Origin of the sequence: Nisaea sp., from assembly GCF_040217065.1 — a bacterium.
In the GTDB taxonomy this organism is placed as follows: Bacteria; Pseudomonadota; Alphaproteobacteria; order Thalassobaculales; family Thalassobaculaceae; genus Nisaea.
In genome coordinates this window covers 619,884-638,466 of sequence record NZ_JAVJNX010000004.1, presented here as the reverse complement: position 1 = coordinate 638,466, position 18,583 = coordinate 619,884, and the positions used below count along the sequence as shown (strand labels likewise).

The following is an 18,583-nucleotide window of genomic DNA, read 5'->3' as shown; positions in this document are numbered from 1 at the left end:
AGATAAATGAAGGTGGCGCGCCCGGGAAGATTCGAACTCCCGACCTCTTGATTCGTAGTCAAGTGCTCTATCCAGCTGAGCTACGGGCGCCCCATGGGAGCGTGGCGCCCCCGAAGGAGGCCGGAACATACTCAAGCCAATTTGGAAACGCAAGCGCTTATCTTACGGAATCGTCTGGCAAAACAACTTGTAGGCCCGATTGGCATTGGTTACTATCCCTACGAATTTCGCGGCTTGCGGCTACCATCTGTGGGGGACTGCGTCGGCAAGCTTCTTCCTTGTGTCTCACCCTCTACCGGTTGGGGGAGACAGAGGCGGGGTATCTATCCCTAGGGATAGATCGCCGGGGCAATATTGCTAGGGGGGTCGGCATTGGTTGGTCGGACGGATCTACCTGAAACCGCGGCACATATAACACCTATTTACAAGGTGACAGCGTCCAATGGTTCTTAATCGCTCGTCGCTCGTTGTCCTGGGCGCAATGGTCCTCCTGCTCGGAGGCTGTTCTTTCTCATCCGACGCTTTGTGGCCGAGTCTTTCCGGCGAAAGTCCGGCAGGGTCCGCTCAGACTTCAGGGCAAACGCCTGGCCAGGTGGCGATCCAGCCATCTGCCGGCGAAACCTCCGGGCAGCCGCTCAGTGCCAACGGGCAACAGCCGCTCAGTCTGAACAGCACGAATTTCGAGGTGCAGCCTCCGCGGCCAGGGGCCGCGACGGGCACTTTCGTCGGCAACAAGGTGGTTCAGCTTCGGGACGATCTGCGGCGGCTTCAGGAATCCATCCGGTCCCATAACGGCGATCTGCAGATGGTCCGGCAGCGGACGATCGGCAATGCGCAGACCTATCACCAGTCCGTCGCGACCATTCGCTCCCGGCTGCAGGTCGGCACCACGCCGGGCAACCCGATGCTGGTCACCTCCTGGAACGAATCGCAGCGTTTGCTCGAACAGGTGAACGCTGATATCGGCGATATGAACGATCTTTCGAACAGGGTTGCAGCCGATGCGGCGCTGTCAACCTATCTGCTCGACGCCACCCGGGCTTCCTTCGGGCTTTCCGGCGCTGTCGACGCAGATCACCGCCAACTGGAAATTCTCGAAGACGACGTGAACCGGACTGTGGTTCTGGTCGACCGGCTGCTGACCGAACTGAGCGACGATATCCGCCGTCAGAGCCGCTATGTTGCGACCGAGCGGAATGATCTGAACACGCTGGCCCTGGCCATCAAGAACGGTGAGTTCTTCGGGACAAGCCTCGCCTCCCGGACCTATGGCATGGGCGGTGCCGAAGCGATCGCGACACCGACCGCGCCAGGCCGCGGGCTGAGTTCTGCTACCGGATCCCGGCGGCCGCTCGTGGTCATCCGGTTCGACCGGAGCAACGTGAACTATCAGCAGGCGCTCTATACCGCCGTCAGCCGCGCTCTGGAGCGGCGTCCGGATGCATCCTTCGACCTCGTGGCGGTGTCACCGTCCGGCGGATCGTCGGCGCAGGCGGCGCTCGATACCAGCAAGGCCCGGAAGAATGCCCAGGATGTCCTGCGCTCGCTGACCGATATGGGACTGCCGCCAAGCCGGGTGGCTCTGTCGGCGACCACCGCCGGCGATACATCGGGTAACGAGGTGCGTCTGTTCGTCCGGTAACACCGGAACGAAAGACCTTAGAAAAAGCGCCGTCCGGTTTCGGGTGGCGCTTTTTTCATGCGCGGGGTTTGTCCCGTGACGCCGCTCCGGCTGTCCGCCGGACTGATCCAAGGCAGTCCATGCCCGCGTAGAGACATCGACCTCTTGCCGAAAAGGAGTCTGGTCATGCGGTCTCTCATCTTCTGTCTGGTGTTGCTTGCCGGACTGTATGCGGGCACGCCAGGGAACGCCTGGTCGGCCGAGCCGGCATCCGGCGACGATATTCGGAGCACCATCAGCCGGCAGCTGGAGGCTTTCCAGCGTGATGACTGGGCTGGAGCCTTTGCCTTCGCCAGTCCTGTCCTGCAGACCATTTTCGGCTCGCCTGAGCGTTTCCGCGCCATGGTCCTGCGTGGCTATCGTACGGTCTACCGGCCGAAGCAGGTCACCTTCCGCGATCTCGATAGCTCCGGGCCGCAACCGGTCCAGATGGTCTTCTTCATCGGTCCTGACGGTCTCGCCTATCTCGCCGCCTATGAGATGGAGCAGCAGGCGGATGGCAGCTGGCGAATCGCCGGCGTGCAGATGATCCGGGCCGAGGCGAAATCCGCGTAATACGCCATGCGGCGGCTTTCATCGTTGCGGAAAGCCGCCGGTCGCGCTATGTCGCCGCATCTCTTTGCGTAGTTGATGGGTGTGCGCCATGACGAGCGACGATCAGGCCTCTTTCAACAAGTCCTTCCCGGTCAGCTGGGAAGAACTTCACCGGACGGCCAAGGCCCTGGCCTGGCGGCTGACGGAAGTCGGTCCTTTTGACGGCATCGTCGCCATCACCCGCGGCGGACTTGTCCCGGCAGCCGTGGTTGCCCGCGAGCTTAATATCCGGATCATCGATACGGTCAGCGTCGCGTCTTATGGCGTGGATGGTTCCGACAAGGAGCGTGGCACCGTCAAGTTGATGAAGAACAGCGATTTTGCCGGTGACGGTACCGGATGGCTGATCGTCGACGATCTGGTCGATACCGGGGAGACGGCGAAAGCGGTGCGGGCGATGCTGCCGAACGCCCATTTCGCCACAGTCTATGCCAAACCGGCCGGCCGGCCCCTGGTCGATACCTTTGTGACAGAGGTCAGCCAGGATACCTGGATTCACTTTCCCTGGGATCTGGAGCCGCGCCCGGTCGAGCCGATCTCCTCGCTGCGCCGCTAGAGAGCTTCGGCGAGTTCGTCGAGTAGGTCTTCATCCTCGATCCTGATCCGGGACCCCGGCTCGATCGAAATCAGCTTCCTGTTCTTCAGCTGTGTGATGGTGCGGCTGACCGTTTCCGTCGTCAGGCCGAGATAGTCTGCGATATCCGTGCGGGTCATCGGCACGGAAACCGGATTTGCCGGTAAGTAGCGCTTCACCTGCCGGGCGGCAAGGCCGCGGAAGAAGGAGGCGACCCGTTCCGCGGCGGTCTTCCTGCCAAGCAACACAATCTGCTCCTGCATCAGGCTCATTTCCTCCGAGGCGCGGGCAAACAGCCGGTGCTCGAGCGTCGGGATCTCCTGCAGCAAAGCTTCGAGCTTGGTGCGCGGGAACTGGCAGAGCGTCGCGGGGGTAATGGCTTCGGCGCTGAACCCGTATGTATCCCGATGGGAAACCCCGAGGAAATCGCCGGGAAAAAGAAATCCGGTTACCGACCGGCGTCCGTCCGCGAGCAACTTGTAGAGACGGATGGTTCCTGCCGTCAGCGTATAGACGAAATCGGCCGGATCTCCCTCATTGACGATCGGCTCGCCGGCGGCCAGTTCGACCGAGGAGAGAATAGCGGTCAACCGCCGCACCTCATCTGCTCGGAGCGCGCCGCAGATCGCCAGATCGCGGATGGTACAATCATCGCACGGCGACGCGAATGTGTCGGTCGCTCTGATCTCTCCCGAAATGCGTTGCATCCGATGCTCCGGTTCGCGCCAGTCGAGGGGGCTGTGTGCGGCCTCAACGGTTGTTATCGCCCCAACACTACCGTGTCAGGCCGCCCCGTGGAAGCGCCTACCGGCGTGCCATCATGCCGCGCGTGTGGTGCCGCCCCGCGACCGGCCCGTTGCCGGGCAGGGCAGTTCGAGCCGGAAGAGGCTGCCCGTTGCCCCGGTCTGTACAAGAAAGAGCGCACCGCCATGAGCGCGGGCGATATCGCGGGCGATCGCGAGTCCGAGACCCGATCCGCCGCCATTGCCGGAGAGCTGAAACGGCAGAAACAGCTTCTCGCGGATTGGATCTGGTATGCCCGGCCCGTTATCTTCGAACAACAGCGCCAGCGTCCCGTCGTCATGTTCGAACCGGATATGGAAACGGGATGCCCCGGCCCGCGACGCGTTCGAGGCCAGGTTGGCAAAGATCCGGTAAATCTGGTCGGGGTCGACCGACACGGAAACGCCGGGAACGTCATCGATCTCGATCGCCAGCTGACCTTCCGGAAGCGAGCTGCTCAGCTCGGGAATCATGTCGTCGAGCAGCCTCTTCAGGGTCATTCTCTCGGTCATCAGCGGGACCGACTCCTGGGTGAAATTCAGCGTATCCGAACAGAGCTTGACCGCACGGTCGAGGGTTCTGAGAAAGGGCGGCACCGCCTTGCGGACAAACGGGTCGGAGCTTTCGGCGAACCGGTCGGACACCAGGGTGGCGGTTGCCAGCATATTGCGCAGATCGTGATTGATCTTGTTCACTGCCGTGCCGAGCGTGGCCAGCCGCATGTTCTGCCGGAGCGCCCGGCGGACACCCTGTTTCATGTCCGCAAGCTCACGGACCGCGATGCCGATCTCGTCCCGTCTGGTAGAAACCGGGAGGTCGGAAGTGGGATCTTCCGGACGCTGTCTGAAGGCGGTCATGCTGCTGGTGATGCGCTGCATCGGCAGTACCATCAACCAGCGCAGGGAGAGGAAAACAAGGGCGGCGGTGAAAAGCGAGATCACCACCGAGAGTGTCAGGATGCGCCAGGAGAAATCCAGCATCTCCATGCGCATCGGGGCTTCGTCGATCAGCATGGTGACGAAGATATCCGGATCGCGCGGAGACAGGCCATGCAGCCGGAGAACCCGGTTGCGGGGCTGCCCCAGCGTATCGAACGCATCGAGGATCAGGGCGAGCACGCCGGCGCTTCTGAGGTCGACGGCCATGTCCGGCTCGGGGACCTCGGTGCGCCTGAGCATCGGCATGAAATTGGATTCATCGTTCGCCACGACACTGTAGGCGCCGACATGATCCAGCAGCTGGCGCGCCAGCATCTCGGTGACCATGCCATCCGGTGCCGCCTTGACAGACAGGGCCGCAAGATGGCCCTCGGCGAGCTTTTCCTGCAGGTAGCTCAGCCGGTAGCGGGAAATCGACGGTGTATAGATCAGTACCTCCGCCACCATGACGAAGAACACCGTCAGCAGTAGCAGCCGAAAAGAGAGACTGTTGGCGAAGCCCAGCATGAACACCTGTCCGTCGACATAACCCGCCGGGCAAGTTTACCCGAAGGCGGCAAGGAAGCGGACGATTTTGCGCATGCGCGGACTGAACAATGTTTCCGTGAAGAAAGATCCGGCAGCACGCTTGCCGATTTCCCCGAATGTCGGATAGGCGACGATCGAGGATGCAATGGTGCCGATCTTGATTTTCCGGGCGATGACCATGGCCCAGCTCTGGATGAGATCACCGGCGTTCCTGCCGACGATGGTCGCGCCCAGCACCCGTCCGTTCTTCAGCACCATCACCTTGATGAAGCCGTCCGTCGCGCGTTCCGCCCTGGCCCTGTCATTCTCCTGGTACGGCCATTTCAGCACCCGCAGCTTCTCGCCGTGTTGCTCGCGCGCCTGCCGCTCCAGCAAGCCGACATGGGCAAGCTCCGGGTCAGTATAGGTGACCCGGGGCACGGCGCTGTGATCGGCCTTGGCGGGCATGCGGAACAGGGCGCTGCGGATCACCACACTGGCGTGATAACCGGCAACATGGGTGAATTGCAGGCCGCCGGCGACATCGCCGATGGCGTAGACCCGGCGATTGCTGGTCTTGAGCCCGGCATCGACCTCGATGCCGGATCTGCCGAACGTGATCCCCGCCGCCTCCAGGCCGAGCCCCTCCAGATTCGGGCTGCGCCCGGCCGCAACCAGCAGATGGCTGCCGTCGATCTGCCGGCGCAGCCCGTCCTGTTCGATGCCGAGCCGGACCGTCCGCCCGGCACCGGATGTCTCTTTCACCAGGGCGCCTTCGAGCAGGGTGACACCGATCTCCGTCAGGTGCGCGCGCAGGATGTCGGCGGCCTCCTCGTCCTCATTGCCGAGCAGCCGCGCGGCTTCGATGAGCGTCACATCCGCGCCGAGATTGCGGTAGGCCTCCGCCAGCTCGCAGCCGATCGGGCCGCCGCCGAGGATGAGCAGGTGATCGGGGCGCTCGGTGAGATCGAAAATGCTCTCGTTGGTGAGGTAGGGCGTACTGTCGAGACCGGCGATGGGCGGAATCATGGCGCTGGACCCGGTTGCGATCACGAAACGCCGGGCCCGGACCCTGACTCCGCCGCCGGTAACGGTACGGGCATCGGAGAAGGTGGCCTGCGCCTGGATGACCCGGACGCCGAGCTCTTCAAACCGGGCGACGGAATCATGCGGCTCGATGCCGGCAATCACATCGCGGACATGGGCATGTACCTTGCTGAAATCGATCTCTGGCGCCGGCAGGGAGATCCCGAAGCGTCCGGCTTTCCGGGCCGCCGCCGCTGCGTGTCCGGCAGCCAGCAAGGCCTTGGAGGGCACGCATCCGTAGTTCAGGCAGTCTCCGCCCATCAGGCCGCGCTCGAACAGCACGGTGGAGGCGCCCATCTGTACGGCGCCGGCGGCCACGGACAATCCGCCCGAGCCTCCGCCGATAACACAGATATCCGCCGTGATCTCCTGTGTGGCGGTGCCACGGTCTGGGGCGTCGGTCTTCATCGCTCTCGGGATGCTCCTCGGTGTGTCTTGTTGCGGAACCTTAACGCGGTCCGGCTCCTGGGACACCGATGTTGCGCGGCAGTCGAGGCACAACCAGTCACCATGGCGTGAGCGAAAGCCGAGAAGCTTAGTGTGTTCTGCGATTTTATGTGGCATAACCCCGCGCTCGCGTTGACTCGGGCAGGGCAACTCTATATACAGCCCCGCACTCGCGAGATTGCTATATTTTACGTCGACGGAGACTTCCCGTGAAACGCACCTATCAGCCCAGCGTCCTCGTACGCAAGCGCCGTCATGGCTTCCGGTCCCGCATGGCGACCGTTGGCGGCCGCCATGTCATTCGCAACCGGCGCGCCAAGGGCCGCAAGCGTCTGTCCGCCTAAATGCTGCTGCCCGGCCAGTCTGGCCGGGTCGCGTGCATTTCAGAAAGCGCTCTTATCATGCGCAATTCGTCCTCAGGAACGTTGGAGCGCTTGCGAAAGCGCAGCCAATTTCTGACGATTGCCCGAACCGGACGCAAGGCCGTGACGCAGGGGATCGTCCTGCAGGCCCGCCCGCTTGAGCCCGGCCACGAGACCGAGATCAAGGTTGGCTACACCGCCAGCCGCAAGGTCGGCGGGTCGGTTCAGCGAAACCGGGCAAGACGAAGGCTGAGAGCCGTGGTTCATGATCTGTTGAACGCGCTGGCCAGACCCGGGCATGAATTTGTCCTGATTGCTCGCGCGAACACCCTGACCCGCTCTTATGACGACCTTCTCTCGGACCTGAAACGCGCGCTCGCCAAGGTGGACGCGCTCAAGCAGGAGGCACGGACGTGACACGTTCCAGCAGGTCTCCGCTTGCCTGGCTCTTCCGCGGGCTGATTATGTTCTACCGTTACATGATTTCCCCGTTTCTCGGGACCAACTGCCGCTTTGAGCCGAGCTGTTCGCGCTATGGCCTGGAAGCAATCGAGTGTCACGGCGCCCTGGTTGGCGGCTGGCTCACCATGAAACGTATTCTGCGCTGTCATCCTTGGGGTGGCTGCGGCTATGATCCCGTCCCCAAGCGGAATGGGGCCGCTTCTCAGATGCATCACAATTGTCGGGCCGAACAATGAATGAGCAAAAGAACCTGATTCTCGCCGTCGTTCTATCCGTGGCGATTCTGGTCGGGTTTCAGTTTTTATACGAGGTTCCGAAGGTCGAGCAGCAGCAGGCCCGGCAGGCCGAACTCGCGGCTTCCGGAGCATCCGACTCTTCCGCGCCGGCTCCGTCGGGAGCGCCGGTCGGAAGCGCTTCCCTTCCGGGTGTCGTCAAGATGTCGGCCGAGGATGCGGTCAAGGCGCGGCGTGAGATCGCAGCCGACCCGAAACGGATCACGATCGATGCGCCCGGAATGCGCGGCACGATCTCGACCGTGGGGGCGCGGATCGACGATACGGTCCTGACCGATTATCGCGAGACCCTCGACAAGGACAGCGACGACATTCATCTGCTGAAGCCGGTGGGCGCGCCGAAATCCTACTACGCCGAATTCGGCTGGGTGCCGGAAGCCATAGGCACCCCGGTGCCCGATGCCAAGACGGTATGGACCGCAGATGGCAGCACGCTGAGTATGAACCAGCCGGTCACTCTGACCTGGGACAACGGCGCGGGTCTGATCTTCGAGCGCACCTACGCGATCGACAACCAGTTCATGTTTTCCGTGACGCAGAAAGTACGGAACAGCGGCAGCGCTCCGGTGACGCTTTTTCCCTATGGTCTGATCTCCCGTGGCGGCACGCCGCAGACTGCCGGGTTCTACATTCTTCATGAAGGCCCGCTTGGTGTCTTTGACGAGACCCTGAAGGAAGTCGATTACGACGATTTGCAGGAGGATGGAGACGTCGAGGTTTCGGCGACCGGCGGCTGGATCGGGATCACCGACAAATACTGGCTGGCCGCGCTGGTGCCGGCCCAGGACGAAGCGGTCAAATACCGTTTCATGCACATGATCCGGCAGCAGGACGACCGTTATCAGACCGATTATTTGGGCTCCGGCCGGGCGATCGAAGCCGGCGGCACGGCGGAATCCAAGGTCCATCTCTTTGCCGGCGCCAAGGAGGTCAAGCTCCTCGACAAATATGAAGCCGAATATGGCATCGCGAACTTCGATCTGGCTGTCGATTTCGGCTGGTTCTACTTCCTGACCAAGCCATTTTTCTATGCGTTGTCCTGGATTCACAGCGTGGTCGGAAACTTCGGTATCGCTATTCTGGTCTTCACAGTCGCGGTGAAGCTGGTCTTCTACCCGCTCGCGAACAAGTCCTACAAGTCGATGGCGAAGATGCGCGAGCTGACGCCGAAGATGCAGGTGCTGCGTGAGCAATATGCCGACGACAAGCAGCGCCTGAACCAGGAAATGATGGGGCTGTACAAGAAGGAGAAGGTCAACCCGGCCTCCGGCTGTCTGCCGATCCTCGTCCAAATTCCGGTGTTCTTCGCGCTTTACAAGGTGCTGTTCGTTTCCATCGAAATGCGCCACGCGCCGTTCTACGGCTGGATCCACGATCTGTCGGCGCCGGATCCGACCACTCTGTTCAACCTGTTCGGGCTGATCCCGTGGACACCGCCGGCATTCATCCCGATGATCGGTGTCTGGCCGATCCTGATGGGCCTGACCATGTTCCTGCAGCAGAGGCTGAACCCGCAGCCGGCCGATCCGATCCAGGCCAAGGTGTTCATGTTCCTGCCGATCTTCTTCACCTTCCTGCTGGCGAATTTCCCGGCCGGTCTGGTGATCTACTGGGCCTGGAACAACCTGCTCTCGATTGCGCAGCAGCGCCTCATCATGTGGCGTATGGGCGTCAAGTAGGGATTGCGATGACCGACGACGCTCTGGATCCGGCGGAACTGGAAGCAGGCCGCCTGCTGTTCGCCCAGGAATGCGGCTTTGTCTGGGGCGCGGCGCGGCTTGATCAATTGCCGGAAGCCTCGATGCCGGAAATCGCCTTTGCCGGACGGTCCAATGTCGGCAAGTCGAGCCTGGTGAACGCGCTGACCGGCCGGAAGACGCTGGCCCGGACGTCGAACACGCCGGGCCGGACCCAGCAGCTCAACTTCTTCAATCTGGGCAACCGGCTGATGATCGTCGACCTGCCCGGTTACGGCTACGCCAAGGTGTCCAAGACCGTGGTTGCCGCCTGGAACCATACCCTGCGCCAGTTCCTGAAAGGCCGCACCGTGCTGCAGCGCGTGCTGCTGCTGGTGGATTCCCGCCACGGCCTCAAGGACTCGGACCGGGAAATGATGGAGATGCTGGATCTGGCCGCCGTCTCCTACCAGGTCGTCCTGACAAAGATCGACAAGCTGAAAAAAAATGAATTGGATGCAGTCGTATCCGCCACGGAAACCGAGCTGCGCAAGCATGTCGCCGCGCATCCGGTGATCGTGTGCAGCAGCGCCGACAAGGGAGACGGGATTCCGGAGCTGAGGGCGGCCCTGGCCGCTTTGTCCGCATCCTGAAAGTGGGGAAAGAAACATGAGCGAATCGTCTTTGCACGAACTGCGGCAGGAATGGCTTTCGAAAGCCGGCATTCTGACCGAGGCGCTGCCGTTCATGCGCCGCTACAGCGGCAAGACGGTCGCCGTGAAGTTCGGCGGTCATGCAATGGGCGACGACGATCTGTTCAAATCCTTCGCCGCCGACATGGTGTTGATGAAGCAGGTTGGCATGAACCCGATCGTGGTGCATGGCGGCGGCCCGCAGATCGGCAAGATGCTCGGCCGCCTGGCGATCAAGAGCGAGTTCATCGATGGCCTCAGGGTCACGGACAGCGCGACGGTCGAGATTGTCGAGATGGTGCTGTCCGGCTCGATCAACAAAAGCATCGTGGCCGCCATCAATGCGGCTGGCGGCCGGGCCATCGGTATTTCCGGCAAGGACGGCAACCTGATCACCGCGCGCAAGCTGCGCCGGACCAGGATCGACCCGGACAGCAATATCGAGAAGGTGCTTGATCTCGGCTTTGTCGGTGAGCCGGAGAGCGTGGATGTCAGCATCCTGAAAACATTCGCCGAAGGCGGGCTGATTCCGGTGATCGCGCCCATCGGCTTTGGCGAGGATGGCGAGACCTACAACATCAATGCAGACACCTCTGCCGGTGCCATCGCGTCTGCGTCCGACGCGGCCCGCTTCCTGCTGCTGACCGATGTGGCCGGAGTCCTGGACAAGAGCGGGAACCTGATCCCCGAGCTCAGCGTTGACGATGCCCGGCGCCTGATCGGGGACGGCACCATTTCCGGCGGCATGATTCCGAAGATCGAAACCTGCATCGATGCGGTCGAGAATGGCGCCCGCGCCGCTGTCATTTTCGACGGACGCGTGCCGCATGCCTGTCTGGTCGAGCTGTTCACGCCCCACGGTGTCGGAACCATCATCCGTGGCTGACCCGCTCCGGTAGATACCGGCGGCACGGAATCATAAGAAATCCATAGTACATTGAATTAACGGTATTTCTTGCCGTTTTATGCCTAACAAATCCTGTAAATCGCCGGGATTCCCGTTTGCGATTTGTCAATATTCAGCCAGTACAATCACAACCATGGAGAGGTCCCTGGGGACTTTCTCGGAACGCGTCGCGGCAAGACGTCTGGTCAGGCCGTGTACCCGGATCGGCGTAATTCTCAGAAAGGAGAATGCCGTGCATGGAAGTTTGAAAATTCAGGCCGGGCGTTATTTTTCCGCCGCCACCATTGTCGCCGCGCTGGTTTCTTTCGCGGCCCCGGCCGATGCGGTGGATCCGCGTCTCTGCACGCAGCATGCGGATCTGGTGAAGCAGCTCGGGAAGAAGTACGGAGAATCGGTTTCCGCCTCCGGATTCGACGGCGCCGGAAATTTCGTCCAGGTCTTCAGTTCCAAGACCGGGAGCTGGACGATCGCAATCTCCACACCGGGCGGGCAGACCTGCGTTATTTCGGCAGGGAACGACTGGCAGAAGGAAGAAAATGAGGTTCCGAAGCCGGAAGTAGCGTCCTGAGCGGTGCTTTCTAGGCGCTTTCAGACTCTTCTTCAGGTTCCTCGCTGACCAGCTCGATCTGCCAGGAGAGTTGATCCTCACTCAGGGGAAATCCGCCATCCTCCGTTGGCTTGAGCGCTTTTTCCGGTGGAATATTGGCAAGCCGAAGCTGCAGCTGGACGGCGAATTCCATGCTGTAGCCTGCTTTCCAGACCAGCGCCACCAATGCCTTCGGATTGACCGACGAGGCGAGGCTGTGCACCGCATCCTCCGACAGGCCGGTGACCAGCTCGAACGCCGCCAGCACGAAGGGACGTTTTCCTTCGCTCACCGCCTCACTCACCGCGTCTTCGGTGAGCGTTCCGTTCTCATGCATCTGCCGTGCCCGCTCGCGGCCGGTGACGATGGTGTCGCCCTCCGCGAGAGCGGGATTTTCAGCCAGCCTCTTCTCGATCTCGGACGCCAGGTGGGCCGAGGTCTCCGCAGCGAGATCCGTGCGCTTGCTGAGTTCGGCGACCAGCGCATAGCCGACAAACTTGGCCAGGCTCAGGGCATGGCGGCCGAGCAGTTTCGGGCGTGTCACCAGCGGCCGGTGCAGCACGGGCCGGTCCGCTGCGCCCTCGATCAGCTCATCCAGGGTTTCCTCGCGGATCTGGGCGGACTTGTTGCCGAGCAGATCCGCGATCGCAACATCGTCGTTCGCGGAAATGACCGCATCGGACACCCGCTCGGATACGGTCTGGCGCCGTGAAATGGCAGAGAGGGCGCCGGCCACGGGCTCGTTCTGGATGATCTCGACAAGCAGTTCGTCGGCCAGCAACGGCGAATGTTCAAGGATCGGACCCGAGACCGAGAGGATGGTATCGCGGGCAAGCGCTTCGATGACCCGGGTGATCATCTCCGGTGGCGCGTCGGGCAGATCCTTTACCGCGTCGGCCAGAACCGCCCGGACCCGGTCAACCTGGTCCTGCGCCAGCGTCTCCAGGACCTCGATGGTCAGCTTGCGGATGCTGTCCCGCCGTTCCGAGCTCAGGTTCGGGGCGATCGCAGCGACCTTGCGGGCGACGATGGACCGGACGTCATCGCTTTCGTCCTTTGCCAGGAACTGGTCGGCATGGCGTGGTGTCGCCTTATTGGCGGCCACCGCCTGGCGGATCTCACGGTTATCGTCTTCGGCCAGGAAGAACAGGATCTCGGGCGGCGTCAGATGGTCTTCCGCAAGACGCCGGCGCTCTGCCAGATCCTTGCTGGCGGCAACGTTCTTCGCCTTCTCGTAGACGGCCTTCTCCGTGTCGCTCATCCGCCGCTTCGGTTCAGTGGCCATCACTGCGGTCTCCGCTTTCTTCCGGGTCTTTTGCGAAAGCATAGGCGTTCTTGCCGCCATGCTTGATCTCGTACATCGCCTCGTCCGCGCGGGCTATCAGACTCTCGGCATTCTCGGACGGTGCGTCTGGTTGTCCGTCAACGCAGGCAATACCGATCGACATGCCGACCTTCCGTGTTTCATCCACCGCGTATTGTGCAAGCGTTCCGGCTGCTTTCAGCAATCCCTCCGCCTTGGTCCGTGCTGTATCCTTGTCGGCGCCGTCGAACCAGATCACGAACTCGTCCCCGCCGAGCCTTGCCGGCATGTCCTGGGCTCCGGCGGCTTCATGCAGCATGCCGGCGACATCGAGCAGCACCTTGTCGCCCATCTGGTGGCCGAGATTGTCGTTCACCAGCTTGAAATTATCGAGGTCGACATAGATCAGCGCGCCGCCCTGTCCGGCCTTCGCCAGCCGGTCGTCCAGACGCTGCTGGAAGGTGCGTCGGTTCAGCAGCTTGGTCAGCGGATCGGTGGTCGACAGCAATTCCAGGTTTTCGTTCGAGGCAACCTGCTCGATCGCGATGCCGATCTGGTTCGCAACCTCCTTCATCAGGTCGCTGTCATCCTCGTTCCAGGCTCCGCTGACAGTGTCCCGCCAGAGGATGACCGCACCGTTGGCCTGCTGCCGGTATCCGGTCGGACAGGCGAGGATGTTCGAGCCGTCGGCATCCTGCAGCACAGTCGGAGACAGCGAGGAGGTCCCGGACGCGAGCAGATCGGCGAGATAGGCCTCGGGAGCGCCGCCGAGTTCGGCGGCCACCGTCAACCCTCCGGAATCATTCCTGCGGAAGATCACGCAGCCATCAGAGGCGAGGGAGCGGGCGATCGCTCGGGCAGCGGAGGCCAGCATGGCCTTCGGGTCCATCTCGTCGCGAATGGTCCGCACGATATAGGCCATCAGCCGTTCCCGGTTCCGCGCCTTGGCGAGAGCCGCGTCGCGGCGTCTGGCCTCGGACACGTCCCGGCAGACGCCGCGGGCGCCGAGCCAGCTGCCGTCCTCCGTATGCAGGGGCGCGGCGGAGGCCTCCAGTTCTGCGATGCTGCCGTCGGCCCGGCGGAAGCGGAATTCGATCCCGGTCGAGGGCTCTTTCGCATTGAAGGGAGTGACCGTCCGGATGCCGTCAATCTTGCTGACGAAATCGTCGGCGGCGTGTCCGACCAGCTCGTCCGGCTCGTATCCGAGGGCGCCGGCGGTGGAAACGAAGACGAAGGTCCCTTTCGCGTCGGTTTCCCAGGCGAAGTCGCTGGAGATCTCAACCAGATCCTTGTAGCGCTGACGGGATTCCACGAGTGCGTTGCGCAGGTTCTGGTCAAGGGAGATGTCCCGGCCCAGCAGTAGCACATGCGCGCCCCCATCGACCGGCAGGGCGGTAATATCGGTTGTCCGCCCGGCTTCCTCGTCCAGGATCTTCATGTTCTGGGCGCGACCGCCGCTGGAAAGCGTGGCGCTGACCAGCGCGATGACCGACAGGGCGCTGCCGGACATGATCCCGTGCACCAGGGACATGGCGGCCGGATTTGCGGCAATAATCGCCTTTTCGTGATCCAGTAGCAGGACCGGTCCGGGATACTGGAAGAGCGGCGCGCCGTCTTCCAGCAAATGCACGATCTGATTGGAATCGGCCCCTGTAATCGCGCCCAGCTCTTCGCTGTCCATCGCGCCGGTGCCGCCTTCTTGCCTTGTCACGTCGGGTTCCCCTTCGCCGGTCCCCATTTCTGGGGCTGCGACCACCGGCGCGCTTGCCCGCACCGGTTCGAGCCGCCACTTTAGAGCGATGAAAGAAAACAATCTGCAAAAAGACAAGCGAATGCTGGACCTGAATCACATCGAAACCTGGATCTTCGATCTCGACAACACCCTCTATCCCGCCGGGAGCAACATATTCGCCCGGGTTTCGGTTCGGATAACGGAGTATGTCCAGAATCGTTTCTCGCTCGAGCAGGAGCCTGCCCGCGCGTTGCAGAAAGACATGTTCCGGCGTTACGGGACGACCCTGAACGGCCTGATGGCGGAGCACGGTATCGACGGGGAGGAATATCTGCATTTCGTGCATGACATCGATGTCGCGGACATTGCGCCCGACCATGCGCTGGAGGCTGCCATCAGCCGCTTGCCCGGGCGGAAGATCATCTACACCAACGGCTCGGTTCCCCATGCACGGCGGATCATGGGGCGGATCGGGGTCGACCATCATTTCGAGGATGTGTTCGATATCGTCGCGGCCGATTACGTGCCGAAACCCAATCCCGGCCCCTACGATACGCTGGTTGCCCGCTTCGGGCTCAATCCCGCGCGCTGCGTGATGGTCGAGGACATGGCGCGGAATCTGGAACCCGCCGCCGGTCTTGGAATGACGACGGTCTGGCTCTCCGGCACGCTCGACTGGGCGAAGGAGGGGGCGGAAGAACCCTATGTTCATCATGTCGCCGATGATCTGGCGGCATGGCTGAACGGGCTCTCCGTACCGCAATCGGCCTGAGACCTACGCTCCGGTGCTTTCCGGCCGGATATTCTCGAGGCGGCGCGCGGCCAATGCCGCCGCGAGAGCGACCAGCGCCGACCCGAGCATCACGAGCAGGAGGGCGTAGCGGGCGTTCTCTGCCGTCAGGACCGCGCTGGCGATCGATGCCATGGTGGCGCCGCCCGCCACGGTGATGGCGCTCGCGAGGCCGGCTGCGCTGCCGGTGAGCTTCGGGTTTACGGAGATTGCGCCGGCATTCGCGCTCGGAATGGTCAGGCCGTTGGACACGCCAACCAGCATGCAGGGGCCTAACAGCGCCATGACGTGATCGACCTGCACGGCATAGAGCAGCAGTCCAATAAGAATGCCGATGCAGGCGAGGGTCCGTCCGGCGAGCATCATGGTCGTGAGCGAGACCCGCCCGGCGAAACGGCCGGAGAGAAAGCTGCCGACCATGAAGCCTGCCGTGATCGACCCCATGCCGAGGCCGAGCGTCACGGGCGAGAGGCCGAAGGCCGAACCGGCGGCAAGCGGTGCCCCGGCGAGGAAGGCGAAGAAGGCACCGACCGAGAAGGCCATGCAGAGCGCATAGGACCAGAACCGCCCGGAAGTCAGCAGCTCCGGGTAGGCGCGGAACTGTGCGCCGATGGAGCTGGAGCGGGACTGGTTCGTTTCCCGGAGATCCACCCAGCAGAGGGCAAAGACGGCAAGCCCGAAGGCCTCGAGGAACCAGAAGCTCGCACGCCAACCGAATGCCTCGTCGAGCAGCCCGCCCAGGCTCGGGCCGAGCATGGGCGCGACAGCCCAGGACATCGCGAGATATCCGATCCTGCTCGCTGCCTCTTCCTTGCTTGTCGTATCCCGGATGACGGCGAGAGCGACGGCATAGGTCGGCGCGATCACGGCCTGGAGCAACCGGCATCCGAGGAAGGTCCAGATATCCGGCGCGAAAATGCATCCCGCCGTGGCGATCATGAAGAGTGCGAGGCCGGAAAGGATGACCGGCCGGCGGCCGAACCTGTCGGACAGGGGCCCCAGCACGATCTGCAGGATGGCGGACGCACCGGCATAGGCTGCCAGCGAGAGGCCGATCACACTGTATTCCACACCGAATTCGGTCGCCATATTGGTCAGCGACGGGAGGAATATATTGATCGGCAGGATGCAGAGGGCCGAGAGCAGGATCAGCGTGGACAGGCGCGGTCCGTCGTGGGGCTTTGACATGGCGGGTATCTCTGACGGTTTCGCAGGAGGGAGGCTCTGGTCATGAAAAAAGGCCCCGTGAGGGGCCTGCTTGCCGCGCATGGGTGCTTTCGCCCGGCGGCTATACCACCTTGCCCATGCGCCTTCCGACGGCGACAATTTCCCGGATCATGTTCATGGCGCGACAGCTTAACGAGGAATGGCGTTAGGTCAATGTCCGCCTCAACGCTTCCAGAAAGCCGTGCAGGGCCTCGCGGCTATTGTGGCGAGACCAGGCGAGCCAAAGGGCAATTTCCGGCGCCGGCATTCCCTGGGGTATTTCTATTGGCCGGATGGTGACGCCCGAATAGCCGGTTTCAAGTCTGCTCTTTGGCACGATGGAGACTCCGAGGCCACCGGCGACCAGTGCCATGACCGTCGGAATCTCACGGACCACCTGAACGACATGCAGCTCGACCCCCCTGGCTGCGGTCAATGCGCTGATCCTGCCATGGAGACCGTTCGCATTGTCCGTGGGGGTCCCGATGAATCGCTCCTCGCGGAACGCGTCTATCGGGACAGCTGACAATTTGCTCAGATGGTGATCGTCCGGCAGGACAGCGACGAGGGGTTGCGTTGCGACGACCAGATGTTCCAGTTCCTCGGGGCAGACGACTGGCGGCCGTATCAAACCCGCGTCGATGTGCTGCTCCCGGATCAGCGCAAGCTGCTCGGCGGTCGTTGCTTCGCGAAGATCGATGGCAAGACCGGACCGCTCTCTTCTGAGGGCACGCAGGACGTCCGGCAGAATGCTGCAGGATGGAAGCACTCCCAGCCGGACCTCCCCTTCTTCGCCCGCTGCGATCTTCCGGGTGCGGGTCACCGCAAGGTCCAGTTTCTCCTTGATTTGCTCGACCTCGGCAAGGAAGGCTGTGCCCGCATCGGTCAGGGAAACCTGCCGGTTCGTGCGGTCGAACAGTTTGACGCCAAGCGCGGTCTCCAGGCTTTGAATGGCCATACTTAGCGGAGGCTGGGTCATGTTCAACTGTGCCGCCGCGCGGCCAAAATGCAGCTCACGCGCAACCACGGCGAACTGGTGAAGCTGGCGGAGGCTGATGTTCAGCCTAAGAAATATATCAAACACGCCTAAATCATATATTGGATGAATTGGTTTTCGAACGTCAAAAAGAGCGCGTCTCAATCGAATGGAGAACGCGATCATGAAAACCTCTTTCCCGAAAGAACTTGTGATTGTTACCGGTGCCGGAACCGGCATTGGAGCGGCGGTCGCCGAACGGCTGGCTGGGCAGGGCGCGGTTTTGTGTATCGGCCGCGCTCTTTCGAAGCTGGAAGCCTTGGCGGAGAAAGTGGGACCGTCATTATTGCCGTACTCTCTGGATGTTGCGGATAGGGCTTCGCTTGATCGGCTTGTCCTGAACCTGAAGAGCAGCGGGACGTCAGTAACCGCGCTGATCAACAACGCGGGCATCGCCCGGAACGGAGCCTCGGACCTTGAGCTGGCACAGCTATGGGCGAACTGGGATGAGGTTTTGGCGACCAATCTGACCGGCGCTTTCCAAATATCCATGGCCGTCGCGCCATTCCTGAAGAGACCCGGCGGACGCATCGTGAATATCGGCTCTATCGCCGCCTATACCGGCGGGCGAAGCCAGGGCTCGGCGATCTATGCCGCGAGCAAGGCCGGGTTGAACGGCCTCACGGTAGGATTGGCGCGCGAGTTCTCGGGCGACGGCATCACGGTGAATGCCATTGCGCCAGGCCTTGTCGCGGGGACGGAATTCACTGCCGCATGGGACCCGGACCGTATTGAGGCATTTGTGAGTGAGGTGCCGGCCGGGCGTCCGGGCAGGGCGGATGAGATCGCCGCCACCGTTGCGTTTCTCTGCTGTCCGGACGCCGGATATATCACGGGTCAGGTCATCCATCAGAATGGCGGTGCCTACTTCGCGCCATGATGCCAAAAAAGCAACGCTGTACAGATTGACAGAAATCGGCCCTGTGCT

At 62.3% G+C, this 18,583-nt stretch carries 19 protein-coding genes and 1 tRNA gene; 12 read left to right on the top strand and 8 right to left on the bottom strand.

The genetic code is table 11. From position 1 onward, the window contains the following. Positions 1-13 precede the first annotated feature (13 nt). A tRNA-Arg gene (locus RH950_RS04580) sits at positions 14-90 on the bottom strand. A gap of 502 nt (positions 91-592) precedes the next feature. On the opposite strand from RH950_RS04580, the gene RH950_RS04575 reads away from it, so the two are divergent. From RH950_RS04575 to gpt, 3 genes are all read left to right on the top strand, one after another. Next, positions 593-1,642, top strand: a complete 1,050-nt coding sequence (locus RH950_RS04575) for a hypothetical protein (protein ID WP_350054153.1) — start codon at positions 593-595, stop codon at positions 1,640-1,642. Between the two features lie 165 nt (positions 1,643-1,807). Then, on the top strand, positions 1,808-2,236 hold the full coding sequence (locus RH950_RS04570) for a DUF4864 domain-containing protein (protein WP_350054151.1): 429 nt from the start codon (positions 1,808-1,810) through the stop codon (positions 2,234-2,236). 88 nt (positions 2,237-2,324) lie between these two features. Continuing rightward, positions 2,325-2,831 (top strand): xanthine phosphoribosyltransferase, encoded by a 507-nt coding sequence (gpt, locus tag RH950_RS04565; RefSeq protein WP_350054149.1) that lies wholly within the window; start codon positions 2,325-2,327, stop codon positions 2,829-2,831. Here the strand turns inward: gpt and RH950_RS04560 are convergent. From RH950_RS04560 to RH950_RS04550, 3 genes are all read right to left on the bottom strand, one after another. Next, positions 2,828-3,556 carry a Crp/Fnr family transcriptional regulator gene (locus RH950_RS04560; protein ID WP_350054147.1) on the bottom strand — a complete coding sequence of 243 codons (729 nt, stop codon included), beginning with the start codon at positions 3,554-3,556 and terminating at the stop codon, positions 2,828-2,830. The genes gpt and RH950_RS04560 overlap by 4 nt on opposite strands. Positions 3,557-3,667: 111 nt before the next feature. Beyond that, positions 3,668-5,077 carry a sensor histidine kinase gene (locus RH950_RS04555; RefSeq protein ID WP_350054145.1) on the bottom strand — a complete coding sequence of 470 codons (1,410 nt, stop codon included), beginning with the start codon at positions 5,075-5,077 and terminating at the stop codon, positions 3,668-3,670. A gap of 36 nt (positions 5,078-5,113) precedes the next feature. Then, positions 5,114-6,571, bottom strand: a complete 1,458-nt coding sequence (locus RH950_RS04550; protein ID WP_350054143.1) for a dihydrolipoyl dehydrogenase family protein — start codon at positions 6,569-6,571, stop codon at positions 5,114-5,116. A gap of 248 nt (positions 6,572-6,819) precedes the next feature. On the opposite strand from RH950_RS04550, the gene rpmH reads away from it, so the two are divergent. From rpmH to RH950_RS04515, 7 genes are all read left to right on the top strand, one after another. Further along, a complete protein-coding gene (rpmH, locus tag RH950_RS04545) occupies positions 6,820-6,954 on the top strand; it encodes a 50S ribosomal protein L34 (RefSeq protein WP_193184514.1) in 135 nt (44 codons plus the stop codon). A gap of 90 nt (positions 6,955-7,044) precedes the next feature. Beyond that, positions 7,045-7,389: a ribonuclease P protein component gene (rnpA, locus tag RH950_RS04540; RefSeq protein ID WP_350054141.1), complete on the top strand. Its 345-nt coding sequence runs from the start codon at positions 7,045-7,047 to the stop codon at positions 7,387-7,389. Then, a complete protein-coding gene (gene yidD, locus RH950_RS04535) occupies positions 7,386-7,670 on the top strand; it encodes a membrane protein insertion efficiency factor YidD (RefSeq protein WP_350054139.1) in 285 nt (94 codons plus the stop codon). The genes rnpA and yidD overlap by 4 nt, the downstream gene beginning before the upstream one ends. After that, on the top strand, positions 7,667-9,406 hold the full coding sequence (gene yidC, locus RH950_RS04530; protein ID WP_350054137.1) for a membrane protein insertase YidC: 1,740 nt from the start codon (positions 7,667-7,669) through the stop codon (positions 9,404-9,406). The genes yidD and yidC overlap by 4 nt, the downstream gene beginning before the upstream one ends. Before the next feature lie 8 nt (positions 9,407-9,414). Then, a complete protein-coding gene (yihA, locus tag RH950_RS04525) occupies positions 9,415-10,056 on the top strand; it encodes a ribosome biogenesis GTP-binding protein YihA/YsxC (protein WP_350054135.1) in 642 nt (213 codons plus the stop codon). Between the two features lie 16 nt (positions 10,057-10,072). Beyond that, on the top strand, positions 10,073-10,981 hold the full coding sequence (gene argB / locus RH950_RS04520) for an acetylglutamate kinase (RefSeq protein ID WP_350054133.1): 909 nt from the start codon (positions 10,073-10,075) through the stop codon (positions 10,979-10,981). Between the two features lie 253 nt (positions 10,982-11,234). Beyond that, positions 11,235-11,570, top strand: a complete 336-nt coding sequence (locus RH950_RS04515; protein WP_350054132.1) for a hypothetical protein — start codon at positions 11,235-11,237, stop codon at positions 11,568-11,570. A gap of 10 nt (positions 11,571-11,580) precedes the next feature. Here RH950_RS04515 and RH950_RS04510 read toward each other — a convergent pair whose 3' ends face one another. Together RH950_RS04510 and RH950_RS04505 are read right to left on the bottom strand one after the other, a co-directional pair. Beyond that, on the bottom strand, positions 11,581-12,873 hold the full coding sequence (locus tag RH950_RS04510) for a DUF2336 domain-containing protein (RefSeq protein WP_350054130.1): 1,293 nt from the start codon (positions 12,871-12,873) through the stop codon (positions 11,581-11,583). Then, on the bottom strand, positions 12,863-14,602 hold the full coding sequence (locus RH950_RS04505) for a sensor domain-containing diguanylate cyclase (protein ID WP_350054128.1): 1,740 nt from the start codon (positions 14,600-14,602) through the stop codon (positions 12,863-12,865). Before RH950_RS04505 ends, RH950_RS04510 begins: the two co-directional genes overlap by 11 nt. A 121-nt stretch (positions 14,603-14,723) precedes the next feature. Here RH950_RS04505 and RH950_RS04500 point away from each other — a divergent pair, with 121 nt between their 5' ends. Next, complete coding sequence (locus RH950_RS04500) at positions 14,724-15,395, top strand: pyrimidine 5'-nucleotidase (protein WP_350054126.1); 672 nt, start codon at positions 14,724-14,726, stop codon at positions 15,393-15,395. Positions 15,396-15,398: 3 nt separating this feature from the next. Here RH950_RS04500 and RH950_RS04495 read toward each other — a convergent pair whose 3' ends face one another. Beyond that, positions 15,399-16,601 carry a multidrug effflux MFS transporter gene (locus tag RH950_RS04495; RefSeq protein ID WP_350054124.1) on the bottom strand — a complete coding sequence of 401 codons (1,203 nt, stop codon included), beginning with the start codon at positions 16,599-16,601 and terminating at the stop codon, positions 15,399-15,401. Positions 16,602-16,785: 184 nt separating this feature from the next. Beyond that, positions 16,786-17,703, bottom strand: a complete 918-nt coding sequence (locus tag RH950_RS04490) for a LysR substrate-binding domain-containing protein (protein ID WP_350054122.1) — start codon at positions 17,701-17,703, stop codon at positions 16,786-16,788. Positions 17,704-17,779: 76 nt separating this feature from the next. Here RH950_RS04490 and RH950_RS04485 point away from each other — a divergent pair, with 76 nt between their 5' ends. Beyond that, positions 17,780-18,535: an SDR family NAD(P)-dependent oxidoreductase gene (locus tag RH950_RS04485; RefSeq protein ID WP_350054120.1), complete on the top strand. Its 756-nt coding sequence runs from the start codon at positions 17,780-17,782 to the stop codon at positions 18,533-18,535. The last annotated feature ends 48 nt before the right edge of the window (positions 18,536-18,583 follow it).